The sequence below is a fragment of the Pseudomonas sp. GM_Psu_1 genome (assembly GCF_026544185.1).
GTDB lineage: Bacteria > Pseudomonadota > Gammaproteobacteria > Pseudomonadales > Pseudomonadaceae > Chryseomonas > Chryseomonas oryzihabitans.
On record NZ_JALNUX010000005.1, the window covers coordinates 20,057 to 42,007 of the forward strand.

The following is a 21,951-nucleotide window of genomic DNA, read 5'->3' on the forward strand; positions in this document are numbered from 1 at the left end:
AAAAAGAGAGAGCTCCATGACGACCTATGATTTCGACCTCTTCGTGATCGGCGCCGGTTCGGGCGGGGTACGGGCCGCGCGCTTCGCGGCCGACTTCGGTGCCCGGGTGGCAGTGGCGGAAAGCCGTTACCTCGGCGGGACCTGTGTGAACGTGGGCTGCATGCCCAAGAAATACTTCATCTACGGCGCCTCCTTTCGCGATGAATTCCGCCAGGCCCGTGGCTATGGCTGGGATGCCGAGGTTCCGGCCTTCGACTGGAACACCCTGGTCGCCAGCAAGGACCACGAGATCCGCCGGCTGAACGGCATCTATCGGGCCTTGCTGGTCAACAGCGGGGTGACCTTGCTGGAAGCCCATGCCCGCATCCTCGATCCCCACACCGTCGAGGTGGAAGGCCAGCGCTATCGCTGCGAGCGCATCCTCATCGCCACCGGGGGCTGGCCGGACGTGCCGGACTTCCCCGGCCGCGAGCATGCCATCACCTCCAACGAGGCCTTCTACCTGCCGGAGCTGCCCAAGCAGGTGGTGGTGGTGGGGGGCGGCTACATCGCCGTGGAATTCGCCTCGATCTTCCAGGGGCTCGGCGCAAGGACGACCCTGCTGTATCGCCGGGAGCTGTTCCTGCGCGGCTTCGACCGGGGCGTGCGCGAGCATCTGCGCGACGAGATGCAGAAGCGCGGCCATGACCTGCAATTCAATGCCGATGTGGCGCGGATCGACAAGGCCGCCGATGGCAGCCTGCAGGTGACACTCAAGGACGGTCGGATGCTGGACGCCGATTGCGTCTTCTATGCCACCGGCCGCCGGCCGATGCTGGACGACCTGGGCCTGGAAAACACCGGTGTCGCCCTGGACGACCAGGGCTTCATCAAGGTCGGCGAGACCTTCCAGACCGCGGAGCCTTCGATCTACGCCATCGGCGACGTCATCGGCCGGGTGCAGCTGACCCCGGTGGCCCTGGCCGAGGGCATGACCCTGGCGCGCCATCTGTTCGATCCCGACAGCTATCGCCCGCTGAACTACGACCTGATCGCCAGCGCGGTCTTCAGCCTGCCCAATCTGGCGAGCATCGGCCTGAGCGAAGAAGAGGCGCGTGAGCGTGGCCATCGGCTGAAGATCTTCCAGAGCAGCTTCCGGCCGACCAAGCTCAGCCTGACCGATGTCCAGGAGCGCACCCTGATGAAGCTGGTGGTGGATGCCGACAGCGACCAGGTGCTGGGCTGCCACATGGTGGGCCCCGATGCCGGCGAGCAGGTCCAGTGCCTGGCCATCGCCCTCAAGGCGGGCGCGACCAAGGCCTGCTTCGACGATACGCTGGGCATCCATCCCACCGCCGCGGAAGAGTGGGTCACCATGCGCAAGCCGGTTCGCGAGGACGAGGCGCGCTAGCCGGACGCCTCGCCACCGCGGGGATCACTTCGCCACCGGGGCTGCCGCCACGGGCGCGGCCTCCACCGTCTCGCGCCTGGCGTAGCGCTGCGCCAGCACCGCGCAGACCATCAGCTGGATCTGGTGGAACAGCATGATCGGCAGCAGCACCGGACCCATGGTACTGCCGGCGAACAGCACCTTGGCCATGGGCACCCCCGTGGCCAGGCTCTTCTTGGAGCCGCAGAAGACCACGGTGATCTCGTCTTCCTTGCTCATGCCCAGCAGCCGGGCGCTGTAGCGCGTGGCGAGCAGGACCAGGGTCAGCAGGGTGGCGCAGATGAACACCAGGCCCACCAGCGACAGGATCGGCGTCTCGCGCCACAGGCCTTCGATGACCGCGGCGCTGAAGGCGGTGTAGACCACCAGCAGGATGGACCCCTGGTCGACGAACTTGAGCTTGCCCTTGTGGCGATCCACCCAGTGGCCGATCACCGGACGCAGCAGCTGGCCGGCGACGAAGGGCAGCAGCAGCTGGACGCAGATCTTGATGATGGCATTCAGGGTGCTCTGGCCGTCCGAGCCGCCGTGGGCGTCAAGCAGCAGCCGGACCAGCAGTGGGGTGAGGAAGATCCCGAGCAGGCTGGACAGGGACGCACTGCAGACCGCGGCCGAGACATTGCCGCGAGCCATGGAGACGAAGGCGATGGACGACTGCACCGTGGCCGGCAGGGCGCACATGAACAGCACGCCGAGATAGAGCTCCGGCGTCACCAGCGGGGCCAGCAGCGGCTGCAGCGCCCAGCCCAGCAGCGGAAAGCTGACGAAGGTGAAGGCGAACACCAGGAGGTGCAGGCGCCAATGGGTGATGCCGGCCACCAGTGCCTGGCGCGACAGCTTGGCGCCGTGCAGGAAGAACAGCAGGCCGATGGCGATGTTGGTGACCACGTTGGCGATCTGGGCGGCGAGGCCCTGGCAGGGCAGCACGCTGGCCAGGATCACCGTGGCGACCAGCAGCAGCGTGAAATTGTCGGGCATCAGGCGGGGACGAGCCATGGTCTCTCTCGGGTTGTCTGCGGATAGCCCCAAGGCTATCGTCTCCTGACCTAGCCGACTAACGCGAAAAGCCCCAATGATGTCGTCAAACGGACAGTCTGCGGTCGAACGCCCCGTGCCCGAACTCGCGCACCTGCCGCGGCGCCTCTATGCCCGCGTGGAATCCCTGGCCCAACCGGCCTGGACACCCTGGCACCGGCATCCCTGGGGCCAGCTGTCCTATGCCATCAAGGGGGTGCTCACGGTGACCACCGCCGAGGGCAGCTATGTGGCACCGCCGCAGCGGGCGGTGTGGATCGCTGCCGATGTCGAGCATCAGGTGCGCTCCTCGCCCAGGGCGGAGATGCGCAGCCTCTATGTCGGGGCCGAGGCGGCGCCCTATGTGGGCGAGCGGTGTCGGGTGGTGGCGGTGAGTCCGCTGATCCGCGAACTGATCAAGACCTTCAGCGGCTTCGCCCGGGAATATGACGAGGCGGGACCCGAGGGAAGGCTGGTGTCGGTGATGCTGGATCAGTTGCAGGCGGCACCCGAGGTCGGACTGTCGCTGCCGGCGCCCCAGGATGGCCGGCTGCGTCTGCTGTGCGAGGCCCTGGCGGCCAATCCGTCGGACGATCGCACCCTGGCGCAGTGGTCAGGGGTGCTGGGCGCCTCGGAAAAGACACTGAGCCGGGCGTTCTTGCGCGATACCGAGTTGACCTTCAGAACCTGGCGCCAGCGGTTGCGCCTGATCAGCGCCCTGGAACGCCTGGAACAGGGCGCTGCGGTGACGGAGGTGGCGCTGGATTGCGGCTACAACTCCCCATCGGCCTTCATCGCCGCCTTTCGCCGGCAATTCGGCGCGACGCCCGGGGCCTTCGCCCTGGGCGTTTAGTCAGGCAGTGGCGCCGAGCAGGCTCAGGTAGTCGCCGAAACCGCCGCGGGCCCGGCAGTCCAGGCGCGAGCTGGTGCGCACCCGCACGCTGTTGCTCCAGGCGATACGCGCACCCTGGGTCTGGAGCGCGGTAACCAGGGTCACGTCCTCGTCCACCGTCATGGACGGAAAGCCGCCGGCCTGGAGATAGGCTGCCGTGGAGATGCCGAAGTTGGCACCATGGATATGCTGATGGCCTTCGCGGTCGTGATAGGCCGCCTCGTAGCGAGCCCTGAGGCCGGGGGAATGCGGGGTCCAGTCGTCCACCTCCACCACGCCACAGACGGCATCGGCGCCATAAGCGAGCTGGGCGGCGAACCAGTCCGGCGCCACCTCTGAGTCGGCATCGGTGCAGGCCAGCCAGCGGGCGCCGAGCTGGATCAGGTGGGCGGCGCCGGTCGCCCGGGTCAGGCCGACGTTGCAGGCCCAGACTTCCAGGGCAGTGACCGGCAGCCGGCGAACGATGTCGGCGGTGCCGTCGGTGCAGCTGTCCAGCACGATGACGACCTCGACGGCTTCACCTAGCAAGGCCGGATGCCGCGCGGCGCGCAGGACCGATTGCAGGCAGCGTTCGACGTGTTGCTCTTCGTTATGGGCGGGTATCACGGCACCTATCATAGAAGCTGCTCCCGGCGGGCGACGGAGGTGGGGTCGGAAGACCAGAGGGTGAGGAGGAAATCGGATTCTTCGAGGTGGCTCAGGCGATGCAGGCCGGGCAGGGCGGCCATGCGCTCATAAACCTGGTCGCCGGTCAGGGCACAGCCTTCGATGGGATGGCGCCAGTGACAGCCGAGCAGTACCCCTCCGGGCAGCAGCGCGCTGTGGGCGCGATCCAAGAGGGCAGCCAGGCCGGGCTCGCCGAGGTAGTAGCCGATCTCGCTGATGACGATAAGATCGAAGGCGCCGGCCGGCCAGGCGTCCGGCAGCAGCAGGTGATGCACCTCGACATGAGCCTGATCGGCAAGGCGCTCGCGAGCGGTGGCGACCGCGGAGGCATTGCCGTCGCTGACCAGCAGCCGCTCGCAGCGCTCGGCCAGCCGCCGGGACAACTCACCGGTGGAGCAGCCAGGCTCGTAGCCTTGGCTGTAACGACGGTGCGGCAACATGGCCAGGGTCAGATCGCGCTTGCGCGCTTCGTACCAGCGATGGCGGTAGTCCCAGGGATCGTCGCTGCTGGCGTACAGCGAATCGAAATAGCTCATGGAGACGGTCACGTCAGATAGACCTCCCAGGCACGGGTGAGACGGGCCACTACCGCAGGCGGCAGGATGGGTCCCTGTCCCGTGCTCGTGTCCTCGGTCAGCTGGCTGCCGAAGGCGTTCACCGCGCGCTTCTTCAGCGCCAGGACGTCTTCCTCCAGATCCAGGCGCCGCGCCCGTTCCCAGGGCACGCGTGGATCGCCCGGGGCGGCCCAGTGCCAGGTCCAGACCGGCACCTCGATGCAGCGGGCGCCGCGCAGGCGGCAGGCTTCCACGGCGGCGCGGCCGGTCGCCTCATGATCGGGATGGCCATCCAATCGCCAGGTGGCGAAGACCACGTCTTCCGGCGTAAGGATTTCCACCAGCCGCTGCTGCAGGGCGGCTTCCTGCTCGCTCACCTGGCCATCCGGTATCGCCAGGCGGGTCACGGTGGCGCGCTCCAGATGCAGGCGGCGCAGGGCTTCGCGGGTCTCCAGTGGACGGGTATTGCGCAGGCGGGTGGCCGGCCAGAGGGTGGATTGCGGATGGCTGCCATCGCCGTCGGTGACCGCCACCAGTGCCAGACGACGCCCCAGCTCACCCAACTGGCAGAGCAGGCCGCCGCAGCCGAGGATCTCGTCGTCCGGGTGCGGGGCGACGACCACGGCGCGATGGCCGGGCGGGACCAGTTGCGAGGCCTCGATTGCCGGCATCTCGGCGAAGCCGGACCACTGCAGCCACGCCTCGGGCGCGGTGCCAGCTCCCTGAATCTGACGATCGCCTACAGTTGCCAAGGGGCACCCTCCAGCAGATTGAGGTCACCCAGCACCGCCAGGTCGCGTTCGGCGTGGCTCTGGCGCAGGTAGACGGGAAGGTCCGCCATGTGGCGGGCGCAATAGGCGTCGCGACACAGCGGCGCGGCGCCAAAGGCGCGGCCGGTATGGCGGATGACGATTTCGGCGCACTGCTCGACCAGGGCCCGCAACTGGCAGACGGGATAACGGGCGTCCGCCTCGGGGTTGAGGTCCAGCCACTCGGCGGCCTGGCGCAGTGCAGTGGCGGCGCCGAGCAGGGCGGCGTCCACATGGCCCAGGTGAGCGAGGGCATGGGGTTCGCGATGACGCTTGCAGTGAGCGCGCAGGGTATCGGCCAGGGCGGTGGCGGAGCCATACCAGCAGGCGGCGATACCGCCGCCGCCATGCCAGAAGCCGGGACGCTGCAGGTAGCGACCGGGCGCCCCGACCAGCACGCCGGCGGCCCCGTCGAACAGCACGTCGACGCTACCCGTGTGCTGCATGCCGATGGCCCGCCAGCCGTCCTGGGTGACTTCGACGCCGGGTTGCTTCATTTCCACCGCCACCAGCATCGGATGATCGTCCATCCAGGCGGTGACCAGGGCGTGACTGACCAGGGAGGCGCCGGAGCACCAGGACTTCCGGCCGTGCAGGGTGACCACGCCGTCGGCGCTGTAGCGCACCAGCAGGCGGGCATCGGGCGGCTCGGCGGCCCAGACGCCCCAGAGGCTTTCGGGCGGCGCGTAGCCCTCCAGTTCGCTCAGGATGGCCAAGGCATCGGTGTGGCCTTCGTACAGCTTCACCAGGCCCAGGTCATGATGGGCGACCTGGGCCAAGGCGCGCCAACGGTCCAGGGTCTGACCCTGGCCGGGCAACGGCAGGCGGTCGAGACCGCGCTGGTTGAGAATCTGGAGTCGGTGTTGCAGCAGTGCGGGAGTGACCTCGTCATAGGCCCACTCGTCCAGGGTGTCCTGGAGGCTATCCAGATCGATCGACATCGGCTCCATCCCGTGGCTGGCGACGGCGCTGTCCACGACAGCGCTCGTTAGTGCAGACCACGGGCAGCGATAAGGGGTTTCGCTTAGCCGGTACGCTTGCCGACGGCAGGCGCATCGCTACGCTACGCCGAGCCGCTTGCGCCGCGCTGCGGTAAGGCTCTGGCGTATCTCGGCATACCCGGCCCAGGGGTCGTCCTTGAGCCCTTCGAGGCGTTCCAGCAGGGAGTCGAAGCGCCATTGGTCGCTGGCCTCCAGGGTCGCCAGCTCATCCCGGGCGATGGGTACCGAAACGCCGAGGTGGGGACGGGCGCGCAGGGAAAAGGCGCTGACCGTGGTGGCGCCATGGCGATTGCGCAGGTAGTCGACGAAGATCTTCCCCTGGCGATTCTGGGCGCCCATCTTGGCGGCGAAGAGCTTGGGCAGGGTGTTGGCCAGGTGCTGGGCCGCCGCCTGGGCGAAGGCCTTGACGGTGTCCCAGTCCTGGCGCCGATCCAGCGGCACCACCAGGTGCAGGCCGCGACCGCCGCTGGTCTTGACGAAGGCCTGCAGCTCCAGCTCGTCGAGCAGGGTCAGCACCAGCCCCGTCGCCTCCAGCATGCGCGACCAGGGCAGGGCGGGATCAGGGTCGAGATCGAGAATGAAGCGGTCGGGCCGGTCGATGCGGTCGGCGGTGGCGTTCCAGGTATGGAGTTCCACCGTGCCCATCTGGGCCGCGCCGATGAGGGCCTCGCGACTGTCGATGACCATCAGCGGCGCATGCCCCGGGTCCAGCGCCGGATCGAGTTCGCGGATATGGGGGATCGCCAGGGTCTGCTTGTGCTTCTGGAAGATCTGCTCGCCGGCGATACCCTCGGGCGTCCGGACCAGGGCCACGGGTCGGTCGGCCAGGTGCGGCAGGATCCAGTCGGCGACGGCGGCGTAATAGCCCGCGATGTCGAGCTTGCGCGCGCCGCTGGCTTCGTCGATGACCCGTTCGGGATGGCTGATGCGTACCCCGGCGACGCTGGCGTCCTGCTGCTTGCCCGCAGACGGACGGCGTGCGGCGGACGGGCGCGGCGCCTCGGCCTCGCGGGCTGGTGTCGCCTCTTCCAGGCCGATGCCCTCGGCCGGCTTGTCGTCGCGCAGGCCGTGGAAGACGCCCTGGCGGACGATGCGGTCCTGGGTCAGCTCGGCATAGGCGATCTCGCACAGCTGCTCGGGCCGCAGCCAGGTCACTTCGCGATAGGCGGCGCCCTTGGGCGGATCCACCACCGGCGGCTGATCGACGATCAGCGGCTGGAAGTGGGCGTGCAGCTGCTTGAGCACGACCGCGGTGAAGCCGGTACCGACCTTGCCGGCATAGTGCAGCTGGCCCTGGTCATCGTGCAGCGCCACCAGCAACGCGCCCAGGTGCTGGCGGCCGCCCTTGGGCGGGGTATAGCCGACGATGATGAATTCCTGGCGGTGGGCGCACTTGAGCTTGATCCAGTCCTTGTTGCGCCGCGAACGATAGGGGCTACCCAGGCGCTTGCCGATGACCCCTTCGAGCCCGAGTTCGCAGGCACTGGCCAGGATGCGATCGGCCGGCACCTCGAAGGCGGCGGAGAAGCGCAGCAGCTCGCTGTCGTTGCTCTCTTCCAGCAGCTTGCCGAGCAACTCGCGGCGTTGCTCGACCGGCACCTCGCGCAGGTCTGCGCCATTGAGATAGGGCAGGTCGAACAGGTAATAGGTGATGCGGGTCGCCTTGCCGGTCTCGAAGGCATTCTGCAGCGCCTGGAAGCTGGAGACGCCCTGGGCGTCGTTGACCACGATCTCGCCGTCCAGCCAGGCGTTTTCCAGGCCCAGCGCGGCCAGGGCCCTGGCCTGCTCCGGCAGGCGCTCGGTCCAGTCGTTGCCGCTGCGGGTGAAGAGGCGCACCTCGCCGCCCTCGATATGGGCGAGCAGCCGATAGCCGTCGTATTTCACCTCGTACAGCCAGTCGCCGGCCGGCGCACTGTCGACCAGGGTGGCCAGCTGGGCTTCCAGGAACTCGGGCAGCTTAGCCTTGCGCGCCTTGGCGGTGGGCTGGCGGGTCGGCCTTTGGGTCGCCTTGGCTTTGGCGGAGGTTTTGCCCTTGGCCTTGGACTGCGCCAGCCGGGGCAGGGTCTTGTCGCTCAGCACGCTGTCGGGCTCGGCGACGGTCACCTCGTAGTCGGCGGTGTCGCGGGCCTGGTCGTCGCGCTCCTTGATCAAGAGCCACTGCGGCTTGTCGCTGTGGCCCTGCAGCCGGGTGCGCACCAGGGTCCAGTGACCGCGCAGCTTTTCACCCCTGAGTTCGAACTTGAGCTTGCCCGCGGCATAGCCTTCGGCGGCATCGCCATCCGCCTCCCACTCGCCACGATCCCAGACGATGACATCGCCGGCGCCGTACTGGCCTTCGGGAATGCTGCCTTCGAAGCTGCCGTAGGCGAGGGGGTGGTCCTCCACCTGCACCGCCAGGCGCTTTTCGCCGGGATCGAGGCTGGGACCCTTGGGCACCGCCCAGCTCTTGAGGGTGCCATCCAGCTCCAGGCGGAAGTCGTAGTGCAGGCGGCGCGCGTCGTGCTTCTGGATGACGAAGCTCAGGGCCCCCTTGGCCTTGCGCCGGCGGGAGCTGCCCTCGTCACGCGGTTCGGCGGTGATGTCGAAGTTGCGCTTGCGGTTGTATTCACTGGTCGAGCTGGCCATGGCGGCGCTCCTCACTTGGCCTTGCGGGTGCGGCTGGCGGCAGGGCTACGCCGGGTGGTCGAACGGCCGGAGCTCTTGGACTTGGGCGTCTCCTTGGCCTTGTCCTTCTTGCCACCCAGGCTGCGGCGCAGCAATTCGGTGAGGTCGATGACGTCGGCGCCGCTGTCCTCGGCTTCGGGCTCCTCGGCGACGGCTTCGAGCTTGCCGTCCTTGAGCTTGCGCTCTACCAGCGCCATGACGTTGTCCTTGAAGGTGTCGTGGTACTGCTCCGGGTCCCATTGCTCGGTCATGTCGTCCACCAGGCGCTGGGCCATGTCCACTTCCTTCTTGCTGACCTTGGCGTCCAGCCCCTCGAGCCCGACGTCTTCCGCGGACCGCACCTCGTCGGCCCAGCGCAGGGTGTTGAGCACCAGGGCATCGCCCAGCGGCATGATCACCGCCAGGTGCTGCTTGGAGTGCATCACCAGGTTGGCCACGCCCACCTTGCCGGCGGCGCTTAGGGTGTCGCGAAGCAGGGCATAGACCTTTTCGCCGTTCTTGTCCGGCGCCAGGTAGTAGGGCTTCTCGAAGTGCAGGATGGAGATCTCCCGCGCCTCGACGAAGGTGAGGATGTCGATGGTGCGGGTGGCCTCGGGCAGGGCGTTGTGGATCTCGTCTTCGCTGAGCACCACGTACTTGCCCTTGCCGTGCTCGATGCCCTTGACGATGTGTTCGCTGGGCACCTCCTTGCCGGTGGTCTTGTTGATGCGCTTGTAACCCACCGGGTCGAGGCTGCGTTCATCCAGCCAGTCGAAGTCGATGCCCGATTGCCGGGTCGCCGAGACGACCGACACGGGGATGTGCACCAGGCCGAAGCTGACGGCGCCTTTCCAGATCGAGCGGGGCATGGACGTTCTCCTCTTGGGGTATCCCCTATGGATAGGCCGGCGATCCACCGGGTTCCGCCCTGGGGAACCCCGCTCCGCTGTTGGGTTCTACCCCCGGAACGACGATTTTGCCGTCGCAGGTGCAAGGTAGAGAGGAGCAGGGCGTGGACAGTGTCGATCAAGAAGTTTTGCGCATGACCCTGGCCTGGCGACGGGCAGGGCATGGCGTCAGCCTGTTCACCGTGGTCCAGACCTGGGGCAGCTCGCCGCGGCCGCCGGGCGCCATGCTGGCCCTGCGTGACGACGGCCAGGTATGCGGCTCCGTGTCGGGTGGCTGTATCGAGGACGACCTGATCGCCCGGCTGCACGCCGGCCAGTTCGCTGGCGAGCGTCCGGAGGTCATCACCTATGGCGTCTCGGGTGACGAAGCCGCCCGCTTCGGACTGCCCTGCGGGGGCACCCTGCGCCTGGTCCAGGAGCAGGTCGGTGACTGGCGCTGGGTCGAGCAACTGCTGCAACGCTGTGACGACCACGAACTGGCCCTGCGCGAGCTGGACCTGGCCACCGGCAAGGTGCGGATCTCCAGCACCACCCGCGACGAGCCGGTCGCCCTGGACGAGCACTGCCTGCGCCTGGTACACGGACCGCGTTGGCGGCTGCTGCTGATCGGCGCCGGTCAGCTGTCGCTCTATGTCGCCGACATGGCCGCCATGCTCGATTTCGAGGTGCTGGTTTGCGATCCCCGCGAGGAATTCCGCCAGGGCTGGGAGACGCGCCAGGCGCGTTTCATCCCGGGCATGCCGGACGATGCCGTGCTGGCGATCCGCCCGGACGAGCGCACCGCGGTGGTGGCCCTGACCCACGATCCGCGCCTGGATGACCTGGCGCTGCTGACGGCGCTGCAATCCGACGCCTTCTACGTTGGCGCCCTGGGTTCGCTGCGCAACAACGACCGGCGGCGGGAGCGGCTGCTGCAGCTGGAGGTGCCGGTGGCGGCGATCAATCGCCTGCACGGTCCCATCGGCCTGCACATCGGCAGCCATACGCCACCAGAGATCGCCCTGTCGCTGCTGGCGGAGGTGGTGGCGGTCAAGAACGGCATCGCCCTGACCCAGAAGAAGCGCGCCCTGGTGGCGGTGGAGCAGGTCGCCTAGGGATGCCCGGCGTTCAGGTGCTGATCCTCGCGGCGGGTGCCGGAAGCCGGTTCCGCGCCGCCGGCGGAGGCGACAAGCTGCAGGCCATCTTGCCCGGTCCGTCCGAGCTGACGGTGTTGCAGGCGACCTTTCGACTGTGGCGAGGCCTGGGTCTGCCGTGCCTGGCCGTGGTCTCGGACAGCGCCCCCTGGCGCGCCGCGCTGGCGCGGCAGGAAGGCCTGGCGGTACTCAGCCTGCCCACCACCGGCATGGGCGACAGCCTGGCCGCGGCCGTGCGAAGGACGCCCGAGGCGTCCGGCTGGCTGGTCGCCCTGGGCGACATGCCCTTCGTGCAGCCCGCCACGGCCCGCCAGCTGCTGGAGCTGCATCATCCCGGGCGCATCGTCGTCCCTGCTTACCAGGGCCGGCGCGGCCATCCCGTGCTCTTTGGTCGGAATTTTGCCGCTGCGCTGGGCGAACTCACGGGCGACGAGGGAGCGAAACGGCTCCTGCGCGAGGGTTCGGTACTAGAGCGGGAGATCGCGGACGCCGGTATCCATCGCGACATCGACACGCCCGCCGACCTGGAAAATACCCGGCAACTGACCCGAGAACTTCCCCATTTCGCCGTTCTTCCAACGGAGGAGAACTGCTTTTGGGGACACGCACTCATGAACAAAATCGAGTCCATGCTGGACTATCTCAAGACACGCGAACTGCAACTCACCACGGCCGAATCCTGCACGGCCGGCAAGGTGGTGGGATTGTTGTCCGAGATACCCGGCAGCGGCAGCTGCATCGAATCCGGTTACGTCGTCTATTCGCCCGAGGCCAAGCAGCGCCTGCTGGGCGTCAGGCCGGAAACCATCGAGCGGCACAACCTCACCAGCGAGGAAGTGGCGCGGGAGATGGCTGCTGGCGCCCTGCGCGACAGTCCGGCCCAGGTGGCCATCGCCAATACCGGGCTGGCCGGACCGGGCGGGGCGGACGGCATTCCCCAGGGAACCGTCTGTTTTGCCTGGGGCTACCGCGTCGGTGACGACATCGTGCTCTATTCTGAAACCCAGCATTTTTCCGGCGACCGTGAGGCCGTGCAGCTGGCGGCGGCCCGGCACAGCCTCGGCGCCGTGGTGCCCTATCATCAACGTCTCGAACGCGAATCAGAGGAGAACGCCCGATGACCGAAGCCCTTCAGCGCGACATCATCCAGGCCCTGCAGGTACCCGAGCATTTCGATCCGGCCGAGGAAGCTGAGCGTCGCATCCAGTTTCTCAAGGACTATCTGCTGAACAGCCGCCAGGAAAGCTATGTGCTGGGCATCAGTGGCGGCGTGGATTCCTCCACGGCCGGTCGCCTGGCCCAGCTGGCGGTGGAGCGGGCGCGCGAGGAGAGCGGCAATGCGCGCCTGAGGTTCATCGCCATGCGCCTGCCCTATGGCGTGCAGCGCGACGAGGCGGATGCCCAGCGCGCCCTGCAATTCATCCAGCCCGACGAGACCCACACCGTCAACATCAAGCCGGCCAGCGACGCCATGCTCGCCTCGGTGCGCGAAGCCCGCGTGGCCTTCGATGACGAACTGCACGAGGATTTCACGCTGGGCAACATCAAGGCGCGCCAGCGCATGATCGCCCAGTACGCGGTGGCCGGCGCGCGCCGGGGTCTGGTGATAGGCACCGACCACGCGGCGGAAGCCCTGATGGGCTTCTATACCAAATTCGGCGATGGCGCCTGCGATCTCACGCCTCTGCATGGTCTCAACAAGCGGCGGGTGCGGGCGGTGGCCGAGTGGCTGGGCGCCCCCAACGAGCTGGTGCACAAGGTGCCGACCGCCGATCTGGAATCCCTGTCGCCCGGCAAGGCCGATGAAGATGCCTTTGGCATCACCTACGCCGAGATCGACGATTTCCTGGAAGGCAAGGCGGTGAGCCCGGCCACGCTGGAGATCATTCTCAATACCTACCGGCGTAGCGCGCACAAACGCGATCTCCCCTATACGCCTTATCAGTGAAATCATGGGGTTATAGCTCGTAGCTCAAGTGATTTATCGAATATAGGCTTGAGGGCGATCCTTACTCCGGCTTGTGCTTCGGTGCTCTTCAACAAGCACCGTAGCGCTGGTCGCTAAGTTAGAAACAGCTTCATTTATTTACTTTAAGTAACTGATATTTATGGGTTTTGGCCGGTTTTACGTGCCTGTTGTTCATTGCGATTTGGCTGAACTTTTGCGCGTCGTCGGCGCTCAGACTCTTTCAGACACACCCGCGTGAGTGCTTCCGGTTGCAGTAGAGCCGCGGCTGTCTGGAGTGGCATCCCTAGGGGTGTCACTACGGGTTACCGATTCCCTTGAGGGGTTCGGCCAGCCGGGCCTCTTTGGCGGCAAGCCAAGCAGTAGCGGGTTCATGACCAAGGTCGCAGCGCTTGCGCGTTGCGACCTTTCACGCGTCCCAAGATGGAGTCAGGCTCGATGTCGAACACCGATCTCCCCGGTTCTTTTTCCACGCTTTCCCTCGATCCCGCTACCGCTGCCCAGACCCCGCGCATCGCCATAGAGTCGGTCACGCCGGCCGTGGACAATGGCCAGTTCGCCGCCAAAGGCATCGCCGGGCGCGTCGTCGAGGTGACCGCCAAGATCTTCGCCGATGGCCACGACAAGCTGGCGGCCAGCGTGCTCTGGCGTCAGGAGGGCGAGGAGAACTGGCAACAGGCTCCCTTGACCCTGGAAACCAACGATCTCTGGCGCGGCCGCTTCACTCCGCCCGCGGTGGGTCGCTACGAATTCGTGGTCCAGGCCTGGTGGGATGTCTGGGGCACCTATCGCTACGAAATCGAGAAGAAGTACGCCGCGGGTGTGGGGCTGAACCTGGAATTGCAGGAAGGCCGCATCCATGTCGAGCAGGCCCTGTCCCGCGCCGAAGGCGAGCAGCGCGGTCCCCTGGAGGCGCTGCTGCAGCGGCTGGACCAGGCCGGCAGCGAGGGCGACAAGGTCGCCGTGCTCCTGGCCGGCGAGGCCAGCCAGGCCATGGCGTCGGTGGATGCCTATGTCCACCTGACCCACAGCATCGAATACCCGCTGGACATCGAGCGCCTGCGCGCCGAATTCGCCAGCTGGTACGAACTCTTTCCGCGCTCCATCACCGACGACCCCCAGCGTCACGGCACCTTCCGCAACGTGATCGGCGAATTGCCGCGCGTGCGCGACATGGGCTTCGATGTGCTGTATTTCCCGCCGATCCATCCGATCGGCCTGGCTCACCGCAAGGGCAAGAACAACACCCTGGGGGCGGGCGCGGACCAGCCGGGTAGTCCCTATGCCATCGGCAGCCCGGATGGCGGCCATGACGCCGTGCATCCCGAGCTGGGTACCCTGGACGACTTCCGCGCCCTGGTGGCGGCCGCTGCCGACCATGGCCTGGAGATCGCCCTGGACTTCGCCATCCAGTGTTCGCCGGATCACCCCTGGCTCAAGGAGCATCCGGGCTGGTTCTCCTGGCGGCCGGACGGCTCCATGCGCTATGCGGAGAACCCGCCGAAGAAGTACCAGGACATCGTCAACGTCGATTTCTATGCCAAGGATGCCGTGCCGGATCTCTGGCTGGCGCTGCGCGACGTGGTCTGGCACTGGGTGGAGCAGGGCGTGAAGATCTTCCGCGTCGACAACCCCCACACCAAGCCGCTGCCCTTCTGGGAATGGCTGATCGCCGATATCCGCGGTCGTGACGCCGATGTCATGTTTCTCGCCGAGGCCTTTACCAAGCCGGCCATGATGGCGCGCCTGGGCAAGGTCGGTTATAGCCAGAGCTACACCTACTTCACCTGGCGCAACACCAAGGCCGAGCTGACTGAATACTTCACCCAGCTCAACGAAGCCCCGTTGCGTGACTGCTACCGGCCGAACTTCTTCGTCAACACGCCGGACATCAACCCGGGCTTCCTGCAGACCAGCGGCCGGCCCGGCTTCCTGATCCGCGCCGCCCTGGCCACCATGGGCTCCGGCCTGTGGGGCATGTACGCCGGCTTCGAACTCTGCGAGGGCGCGCCGCTCACGCCGGGCAAGGAGGAGTACCTGGATTCGGAGAAATACGAGCTGCGCCCGCGCGACTTCTACGCCCCCGGCAACATTATGGGCGAGATCGCCCAGCTCAACCGCATCCGCCGGCAGAACCCGGCGTTGCAGACCCACCTGGGGCTGAAGATCTACAACTGCTGGAACGACCAGATCCTTTATTTCGGCAAGCGCACCGACGACCTGGGCAACTTCATCCTGATCGCCGTCAACCTGGATCCCTTCAACGCCCAGGAAGGCCACTTCGAACTGCCGCTGTGGGAGCTGGGTCTCGACGACCACGCCACCACCTACGGCGAGGACCTCATGACCGGGCACCGCTGGGCCTGGCACGGCAAGACCCAGTGGACGCGCCTGGAGCCGTCGATGCCCTTCGGCATCTGGCGCATCCAGGCGGGCCACTAGCGCTACCTCGGGCGGCACGGGCCAGGCGGTGCGGACAGATCCGCACCGCCTGGCCCGGCCGTCATCACTGCCGGGCGGCAAGGACGACCGGTACACGCATTCGATTCAGACGCCCTGTTAAGGACCTGACGACATGGCAAAACCCAATAAAGCTCGCTCCCGCAAACCCGCTGCCTTCATCGACGATCCGCTCTGGTACAAGGACGCGGTCATCTATCAGGTGCATGTGAAGTCCTTCTTCGACTCGAACAACGATGGCATCGGTGACTTCCCCGGCCTGATCGAGAAGCTCGACTACATCGCCAGCCTGGGCGTCAACACCATCTGGCTGCTGCCGTTCTATCCCTCGCCGCGGCGCGACGACGGCTACGACATCGCCGAATACCGCGGCATCCACCCCGACTACGGCACCATGGCCGATGCCAAGAGGTTCATCGCCGAGGCCCATGCCCGTGGCCTGCGGGTGATCACAGAACTGGTCATCAACCACACCTCCGACCAGCACCCCTGGTTCCAGCGCGCCCGCCGCGCCAAGAAAGGTTCGGCGGCACGCAACTTCTACGTCTGGTCCGATGACGACCAGAAGTACGACGGCACCCGCATCATCTTCCTCGACACCGAGAAGTCCAACTGGACCTGGGACCCGGTCGCCGGCCAGTACTTCTGGCACCGCTTCTATTCGCACCAGCCTGACCTGAACTTCGACAATCCCCAGGTGATGAAGGCGGTGATCTCCATCATGAGGTACTGGCTGGACATGGGTGTCGACGGCCTGCGTCTGGACGCCATCCCTTACCTGGTGGAACGCGACGGCACCAACAACGAGAACCTGCCCGAGACCCACGCGGTACTCAAGGAAATCCGCGCCGAGATCGACGCCAACTATCCCGATCGCATGCTGCTGGCCGAGGCCAATCAGTGGCCGGAAGACACCCAGCTGTACTTCGGCGATGGCGACGAATGCCACATGGCCTTCCACTTCCCGCTGATGCCGCGGATGTACATGGCCATCGCCCAGGAAGACCGCTTCCCCATCACCGACATCCTGCGCCAGACCCCGGAGATCCCGGCCAACTGCCAGTGGTCGATCTTCCTGCGCAACCACGACGAACTGACCCTGGAGATGGTGACCGACCGCGAGCGGGACTATCTGTGGAACTACTACGCCTCGGATCGCCGCGCGCGCATCAACCTCGGCATCCGGCGCCGTCTGGCGCCCCTGCTGGAGCGCGACCGTCGGCGTATCGAGCTGCTCAACAGCCTGCTGCTGTCGATGCCCGGCACCCCGACGATGTACTACGGCGACGAAATCGGCATGGGTGACAACATCCACCTGGGCGACCGCGACGGCGTGCGTACCCCGATGCAGTGGTCGGTCGACCGCAACGGCGGCTTCTCCCGCGCCGACCCAGCCAGCCTGGTGCTGCCATCGATCATGGATCCGCTCTATGGCTACCAGGCGATCAACGTCGAGGCCCAGTCGCGCGATCCCCATTCGCTGCTCAACTGGACCCGGCGCATGCTGGCCGTGCGCAAGCAGCAGAAGGCCTTCGGTCGCGGCACCCTGAAGATGCTGTCGCCCACAAACAGACGCATCCTGGCCTACCTGCGCGACTTCACCAACGCCCAGGGCGAACACGAGACCATTCTCTGCGTGGCCAACGTCTCCCGCGCCGCCCAGGCGGTGGAACTGGACCTGTCCAGCTTCGCCGGTCAGGTGCCGGTGGAAATGATCGGCGGCAGCGCCTTCCCGCCCATCGGCCAGCTGCCCTACATGCTGACCCTGCCGCCCTATGGCTTCTACTGGTTCTACCTGGCCGGCAACGAGCAGATGCCTGCCTGGCACACCGAGCCGCCGGCGCCGATGCCCGACTACCAGACGGTGGTCATCAAGCGGCACCTGCAGGAATTGCTGGAGGGCGAGCCGCGCCGCATCTTCGAAGAGGTGCTGCCGGTCTATCTGCCCAAGCGTCGCTGGTTCGGTTCCAAGGACGAAGCCATCACCAGCGTGCGCCTGGACTATGCGGCCCAGATCAACACGCCCAAGCTGCCGGTGATGTTCAGCGAGGTGGTGGTGACCAATGCCAAGGGCGAAGAGCGCTATGCACTGCCCCTGGGCTTCCTCGCCGAAGAGGACCAGCACTGCAGTCCGCTGGCCACCCAGCTGGCCCTGTCGCGCATCCGCCACGTGCGGCGCGTGGGCCTGGTGACCGATGCCTTCGCCCTGACCAGCTTCGTCCATGGCGTGTTTGACGCCTTCCGCAAGGGCGCCAAGATCGCTTCGCCGTCCGGCGAGCTGAGCTTCGAGGTCTATGACCAGCCCGAGGACTTCGCGCTGGATCCGGACATCGAGATCAAGCACCTGGGTGTCGAGCAGTCCAACAGCTCGCTGATCGTCGGCGACCACCTGATGCTCAAGCTGATCCGCAAGGTGGCGCCGGGCATCCATCCGGAAGTGGAGATGGGGCGCTACCTGGCCCAGGCCGGCTTCGCCAACATCGCCGCGACCCATGCCGTGGCCCAGCGCATCGCGCCGGATGGCACGCCGCACGTGCTGATGCTGGTGCAGCAGCACATCCACAACCAGGGCGATGCCTGGACCTGGAGCCTGGACGGTCTGGACCGCGTCACCCGCGATCTGCTCAGCGGCGGCATCTCCGATGTGGAGAACGAGTTCACTGCCATGGGCGATCTGGCGGCCTTCGCCGGCGTGCTGGGCAAGCGCCTGGGCGAGATGCACCTGGTGCTGGCGCAGCCCACCGAAGACGCGGCCTTCGCGCCCGAAACCGTGGACGCCCAGGCGGCCAAGGAGCTGGCGCACCGCGTTCGCCTCCAGGTGGACGGTGCTCTGGACACCCTGCAGGGCATGAGCGACAAGCTCGATGCCACCGGCAAGGAGCTGCTGCAGGGTCTGGTCGGTAAGCGCGAAGCCCTGGCCAAGCGCATCGAGGCCCTGGCCGCGGATGTCGAAGGCGGTCTGCGCATCCGCGTCCACGGCGATCTGCACCTGGGTCAGGTGCTGGTGGCCCAGGACGACGCCATCCTCATCGACTTCGAAGGCGAGCCGGCGCGGTCGCTGGAAGAGCGGCGCGGCAAGTACGGTCCGCACAAGGATGTTGCCGGGGTGCTGCGCTCCTTCGACTACGCGGCGGCCATGGTCACCCAGTCGAGCAACGCCGGCGCCGATACCTCGGAAGAGCATCTGCAGCTGCGTGCCAAGGCGGCGGAGACCTATCGCAATGCCTCCTACGCGGCCTTTCTGGAAGGCTATCGCGCTGCGGCGGCCGGTATCGGCCACCAGTGGGGCGAGCGCGGCGAGCAGGCGGCGCTGGATCTCTACAGCCTGGAGAAGGCGGTGTATGAGATAGGCTACGAGGCTGCCAACCGACCCACCTGGATCAACATCCCGCTACGTGGCGTCGCTGCCATCGTCGAGACCCTCTTGTCCGGAGCCCGCGCATGACCGATCACAACACCGCTTCCGTCGCTCCCCTGGACGACGCCCGGCTCTCGGCTGCCGAAGCCGAGTCGCTGGCCCGCGGCGAGCACGGCAATCCCTTCGCCGTGCTCGGTCCCCATCCCGATGGCGAGGGCGTGATCGTCCGCGCCTTCCTGCCCAACGCCCTGGGCGTGGAGCTGGTCGATCGCGTCAGCGGTCGGCCCCTGGCCCAGATGCAGCCGGGGCGGGTGCCCGGGCTGTTCGTCGCGCGGCTGGAATACGCCGCGCCCTACAAGCTGGTCATTCGCTGGCCCAGTGGCGTGCAGGAAACCGAGGATCCCTATTCCTTCGGTCTGCTGCTGGGGGAGACCGACCTCTATCTGTTCAACGAAGGCCGCCACCGCAACCTCGGCGAGACCTTTGGCGCCCAGCGCTGCCAAGTCGACGGCGTGGAGGGCGTGCGCTTCGCGGTCTGGGCCCCCAATGCCCGCCGCGTCTCGGTGGTCGGCGACTTCAACAGCTGGGACGGCCGCCGGCTGCCCATGCGCCTGCGCGCCAACAGCGGCGTCTGGGAGCTGTTCGTGCCGCGCCTGCCGGTCGGTACTTCCTACAAGTACGAGATCCTCGGCCAGCACGGCGTGTTGCCGCTCAAGGCCGATCCCATCGCCCTGGCGGCGGAGTTGCCGCCGCGCACCGCCTCGGTGGTGGCCGACAACAAGCCCTTTACCTGGCACGACCAGGACTGGATGGCCCGTCGCCGCGAACTGCAGGGTGTGGAAGCGCCGATCTCGGTCTATGAACTGCACGCCGGATCCTGGCGCCGCGAAGGCGGTGACGAGGGGCGCCAGTACAACTGGCGGGAACTGGCCGAGCGCCTGATTCCCTATGTCCGCGAGATGGGCTTCACCCATATCGAGCTGTTGCCGATCATGGAACATCCCTTCAGCGGTTCCTGGGGCTACCAGCCGCTCGGCCAGTTCGCGCCCACCTCGCGCTTCGGTACCCCGGCGGATTTCGCCGCCTTCGTCGACGCCTGCCACCAGGCCGACATCGGTGTCATCCTCGACTGGGTGCCGGCGCATTTCCCCACCGACGAACACGGCCTGGCTCGCTTCGACGGCACCGCCCTGTACGAATACGAGCATCCCTTCGAAGGCTTCCACCAGGACTGGAACACCTACATCTACAACCTGGGGCGCCATGAGGTGCACGGCTTCATGCTGGCCTCGGCCATGCACTGGCTCAAGCACTTCCACATCGACGGCCTGCGGGTGGATGCCGTGGCCTCCATGCTCTACCGCGACTATTCGCGCAAGCACGGCGAGTGGATCCCCAACATCCACGGTGGTCGCGAGAACCTGGAAACCATCGCCTTCCTCCGGCACCTCAACGAGGTGGTCCACGAAGAGGCGCCGGGTGCGCTGGTGATCGCCGAGGAATCCACCTCCTGGCCTGGCGTGAGCGCACCGGTCAGCGAAGGCGGCCTGGGCTTCGACTTCAAGTGGAACATGGGCTGGATGAACGACACCCTCCACTATGTGGAAGAGGATCCGGTCTATCGCCAGTACCATCACCATCAGATGACCTTTGGCCTGGTGTACGCCTGGTCCGAGCGCTTCATGCTGCCCATCTCCCACGACGAGGTGGTGCACGGCAAGGGCTCGATGATCGAGAAGATGCCAGGGGACGTCTGGCAGAAGTTCGCCAACCTGCGTACCTACCTGAGCTTCATGTGGACCCACCCGGGCAAGAAGCTGCTGTTCATGGGCTGCGAGTTCGGCCAGTGGCGCGAGTGGAGTCATGACCGCGAGCTGGACTGGTTCCTCCTGGAGCACGGCACCCACCGCGGTGTGCAGCAATTGCTGGCCGATCTCAACCAGCTCTATCGCCATGAGCCGGCACTGCACGAGCGCGACCACCTGCCCGAGGGTTTCGACTGGGTGGTCGGCGACGACAATGGCAACAGCGTCTTCGCCTGGTTGCGCAAGGATGCCCAGCAGCGGCCCTTGCTGGTGATCGCCAACTTCACGCCGGTACCGCGGCATGACTACCGGGTGGGCGTGCCCTCGCTGGGCCATTGGCAGGAGATCTTCAACAGCGACGCCGAGCGCTACGGTGGTTCCAACCTGGGCAACGGCGGTGGGGTGAACGCCGAGGAGATCGGCGCCCATGGTCAGCCGGCCTCGCTGAATCTGCAGTTGCCACCCCTCGGTGTGCTGGTGTTCAAGCCGCAGGGCTGATCCGGGAGCGTCCCGCAAGGGACGCGCTGCGCTGACAGGCATCCCCGTTCTGGGCGATGCTTGTCAGGCATCTGGCAACCGAGAGCACCATGATCGATCTCGCCGAATGGAATCTGACGGTCCCCGTACCCATGCCCGTGGCCCAGGTACAGACCGCCGAACTCAACAGCAGCGCCTTTCGCAGCCCCTATCTCATGCGTGGTGAGGGAGGGTCGCTGCTGTTCTGGGTCCCCGTGACCGGAACCCCGCAACCCTTCAACAGCTATCCCGCCACCGAGTTGCGCGAAACGCGTCCGGACGGCAGCGCCTATGCCTGGAAGTATCGCGAGGCCGATGCCCTGCTGCAGGCCGAAGCGGCGGTGCAGCAGGTGCCCTCACGCCCCGAGGTCATCATCAGCCAGATCGAGGACCAGACCGCCGCGCCTGAAGCGTCCCAGGCACTGTTGCAACTGGTCTACCGCGTGGAAAGCGCGGCCACTGCCAAGGGACAGGTCGAGCAGGGCCAACTCATCGCCCGGTTGCGGGAAAGCCCCACCGACAGTCCCAAGGACGTCATCCTGCTGGAGCATCTACCGCTCAACAGTCGCTTCAGCTATGACATCAAGCTGGCGCGTACCGGGGTGCTCACCGTACGTGCCCATGGCGCTGGTTCGCGCAACGGAGACCTGGGTCTGCAACTGGACAGCGCCTGGAGCAGTCATCACCTGTATTTCAAGGCGGGCGCCCGCTTGCGCGATGGGGAAGGGCCCGCCACCGAGGGCGGGCGTGTGCTGTTCTACCGGCTGATTTCCATGCACCAGCCCAATAACAGATAG

Annotated in this window: 16 protein-coding genes and 1 pseudogene; 10 read left to right on the top strand and 7 right to left on the bottom strand. The window is 66.7% G+C overall.

All coding sequences use genetic code 11. The features are described 5' to 3' along the window. The first annotated feature begins 16 nt into the window (after positions 1 to 16). The gene (gene gorA / locus OXS31_RS09710) at positions 17 to 1,390 is read left to right on the top strand and encodes a glutathione-disulfide reductase (RefSeq protein WP_267398790.1); all 1,374 of its coding nucleotides are present in this window, start codon (positions 17 to 19) and stop codon (positions 1,388 to 1,390) included. Between the two features lie 24 nt (positions 1,391 to 1,414). On the opposite strand, the gene OXS31_RS09715 is transcribed toward gorA, so the two are convergent. Further along, positions 1,415 to 2,425, bottom strand: a complete 1,011-nt coding sequence (locus OXS31_RS09715; protein WP_267398791.1) for a bile acid:sodium symporter family protein — start codon at positions 2,423 to 2,425, stop codon at positions 1,415 to 1,417. A 79-nt stretch (positions 2,426 to 2,504) separates the two neighbouring features. Between OXS31_RS09715 and OXS31_RS09720 the strand changes: the two genes are divergently transcribed. After that, complete coding sequence (locus OXS31_RS09720) at positions 2,505 to 3,296, top strand: helix-turn-helix transcriptional regulator (protein ID WP_027599218.1); 792 nt, start codon at positions 2,505 to 2,507, stop codon at positions 3,294 to 3,296. Here OXS31_RS09720 and OXS31_RS09725 read toward each other — a convergent pair whose 3' ends face one another. From OXS31_RS09725 to OXS31_RS09750, 6 genes are all read right to left on the bottom strand, one after another. Further along, positions 3,297 to 3,953 carry a glycosyltransferase gene (locus OXS31_RS09725; RefSeq protein WP_145247453.1) on the bottom strand — a complete coding sequence of 219 codons (657 nt, stop codon included), beginning with the start codon at positions 3,951 to 3,953 and terminating at the stop codon, positions 3,297 to 3,299. Next, complete coding sequence (locus OXS31_RS09730; RefSeq protein WP_267398793.1) at positions 3,950 to 4,537, bottom strand: class I SAM-dependent methyltransferase; 588 nt, start codon at positions 4,535 to 4,537, stop codon at positions 3,950 to 3,952. The genes OXS31_RS09725 and OXS31_RS09730 overlap by 4 nt, the downstream gene beginning before the upstream one ends. An 8-nt stretch (positions 4,538 to 4,545) precedes the next feature. After that, positions 4,546 to 5,307, bottom strand: a complete 762-nt coding sequence (locus OXS31_RS09735) for a PIG-L family deacetylase (protein ID WP_267398794.1) — start codon at positions 5,305 to 5,307, stop codon at positions 4,546 to 4,548. Continuing rightward, complete coding sequence (locus OXS31_RS09740) at positions 5,295 to 6,341, bottom strand: acyl-CoA dehydrogenase family protein (protein ID WP_007161833.1); 1,047 nt, start codon at positions 6,339 to 6,341, stop codon at positions 5,295 to 5,297. Before OXS31_RS09740 ends, OXS31_RS09735 begins: the two co-directional genes overlap by 13 nt. A gap of 81 nt (positions 6,342 to 6,422) precedes the next feature. Beyond that, positions 6,423 to 8,990, bottom strand: coding sequence for a DNA ligase D (gene ligD / locus OXS31_RS09745; protein ID WP_267398796.1), 2,568 nt, complete (start codon positions 8,988 to 8,990; stop codon positions 6,423 to 6,425). Positions 8,991 to 9,001: 11 nt separating this feature from the next. Further along, positions 9,002 to 9,877 carry a Ku protein gene (locus OXS31_RS09750; RefSeq protein ID WP_115945774.1) on the bottom strand — a complete coding sequence of 292 codons (876 nt, stop codon included), beginning with the start codon at positions 9,875 to 9,877 and terminating at the stop codon, positions 9,002 to 9,004. Between the two features lie 143 nt (positions 9,878 to 10,020). Here OXS31_RS09750 and OXS31_RS09755 point away from each other — a divergent pair, with 143 nt between their 5' ends. The 8 genes and pseudogenes from OXS31_RS09755 to OXS31_RS09790 all read left to right on the top strand — a co-directional run bounded on the left by OXS31_RS09755 (position 10,021) and on the right by OXS31_RS09790 (position 21,951). Further along, a complete protein-coding gene (locus OXS31_RS09755; protein WP_027602416.1) occupies positions 10,021 to 11,010 on the top strand; it encodes an XdhC family protein in 990 nt (329 codons plus the stop codon). Between the two features lie 2 nt (positions 11,011 to 11,012). Then, positions 11,013 to 11,495: pseudogene (locus OXS31_RS09760) on the top strand (nucleotidyltransferase family protein); the annotation flags it as partial. A gap of 165 nt (positions 11,496 to 11,660) precedes the next feature. Further along, the gene (locus OXS31_RS09765; RefSeq protein WP_027599226.1) at positions 11,661 to 12,170 is read left to right on the top strand and encodes a CinA family protein; all 510 of its coding nucleotides are present in this window, start codon (positions 11,661 to 11,663) and stop codon (positions 12,168 to 12,170) included. Beyond that, entirely contained in the window at positions 12,167 to 12,997 is an 831-nt protein-coding gene (nadE, locus tag OXS31_RS09770) for an ammonia-dependent NAD(+) synthetase (RefSeq protein ID WP_027599227.1), read from the top strand. Before OXS31_RS09765 ends, nadE begins: the two co-directional genes overlap by 4 nt. Positions 12,998 to 13,453: 456 nt before the next feature. After that, positions 13,454 to 15,457 (top strand): alpha-1,4-glucan--maltose-1-phosphate maltosyltransferase, encoded by a 2,004-nt coding sequence (locus OXS31_RS09775; RefSeq protein WP_077172894.1) that lies wholly within the window; start codon positions 13,454 to 13,456, stop codon positions 15,455 to 15,457. Between the two features lie 133 nt (positions 15,458 to 15,590). Then, positions 15,591 to 18,920: a maltose alpha-D-glucosyltransferase gene (gene treS / locus OXS31_RS09780; protein ID WP_267398799.1), complete on the top strand. Its 3,330-nt coding sequence runs from the start codon at positions 15,591 to 15,593 to the stop codon at positions 18,918 to 18,920. Beyond that, positions 18,917 to 21,136, top strand: coding sequence for a 1,4-alpha-glucan branching protein GlgB (gene glgB / locus OXS31_RS09785; RefSeq protein WP_267398800.1), 2,220 nt, complete (start codon positions 18,917 to 18,919; stop codon positions 21,134 to 21,136). The genes treS and glgB overlap by 4 nt, the downstream gene beginning before the upstream one ends. An 89-nt stretch (positions 21,137 to 21,225) precedes the next feature. Then, the gene (locus tag OXS31_RS09790; RefSeq protein WP_027599231.1) at positions 21,226 to 21,951 is read left to right on the top strand and encodes a polysaccharide lyase family 7 protein; all 726 of its coding nucleotides are present in this window, start codon (positions 21,226 to 21,228) and stop codon (positions 21,949 to 21,951) included.

Excerpts from the sequence above, each read along its gene's own strand:
- nadE (WP_027599227.1), top strand. The coding sequence starts at position 12,167 with ATGACCGAAGCCCTTCAGCGCGACATCATCCAGGCCCTGCAGGTACCC.
- OXS31_RS09720 (WP_027599218.1), top strand. The coding sequence starts at position 2,505 with ATGTCGTCAAACGGACAGTCTGCGGTCGAACGCCCCGTGCCCGAACTC.
- OXS31_RS09790 (WP_027599231.1), top strand. The coding sequence starts at position 21,226 with ATGATCGATCTCGCCGAATGGAATCTGACGGTCCCCGTACCCATGCCC.
- glgB (WP_267398800.1), top strand. The coding sequence starts at position 18,917 with ATGACCGATCACAACACCGCTTCCGTCGCTCCCCTGGACGACGCCCGG.
- treS (WP_267398799.1), top strand. The coding sequence starts at position 15,591 with ATGGCAAAACCCAATAAAGCTCGCTCCCGCAAACCCGCTGCCTTCATC.
- OXS31_RS09765 (WP_027599226.1), top strand. The coding sequence starts at position 11,661 with ATGAACAAAATCGAGTCCATGCTGGACTATCTCAAGACACGCGAACTG.
- ligD (WP_267398796.1), bottom strand. The coding sequence starts at position 8,990 with ATGGCCAGCTCGACCAGTGAATACAACCGCAAGCGCAACTTCGACATC.
- OXS31_RS09715 (WP_267398791.1), bottom strand. The coding sequence starts at position 2,425 with ATGGCTCGTCCCCGCCTGATGCCCGACAATTTCACGCTGCTGCTGGTC.
- OXS31_RS09730 (WP_267398793.1), bottom strand. The coding sequence starts at position 4,537 with ATGAGCTATTTCGATTCGCTGTACGCCAGCAGCGACGATCCCTGGGAC.
- OXS31_RS09775 (WP_077172894.1), top strand. The coding sequence starts at position 13,454 with ATGTCGAACACCGATCTCCCCGGTTCTTTTTCCACGCTTTCCCTCGAT.
- OXS31_RS09750 (WP_115945774.1), bottom strand. The coding sequence starts at position 9,877 with ATGCCCCGCTCGATCTGGAAAGGCGCCGTCAGCTTCGGCCTGGTGCAC.
- gorA (WP_267398790.1), top strand. The coding sequence starts at position 17 with ATGACGACCTATGATTTCGACCTCTTCGTGATCGGCGCCGGTTCGGGC.
- OXS31_RS09725 (WP_145247453.1), bottom strand. The coding sequence starts at position 3,953 with ATGATAGGTGCCGTGATACCCGCCCATAACGAAGAGCAACACGTCGAA.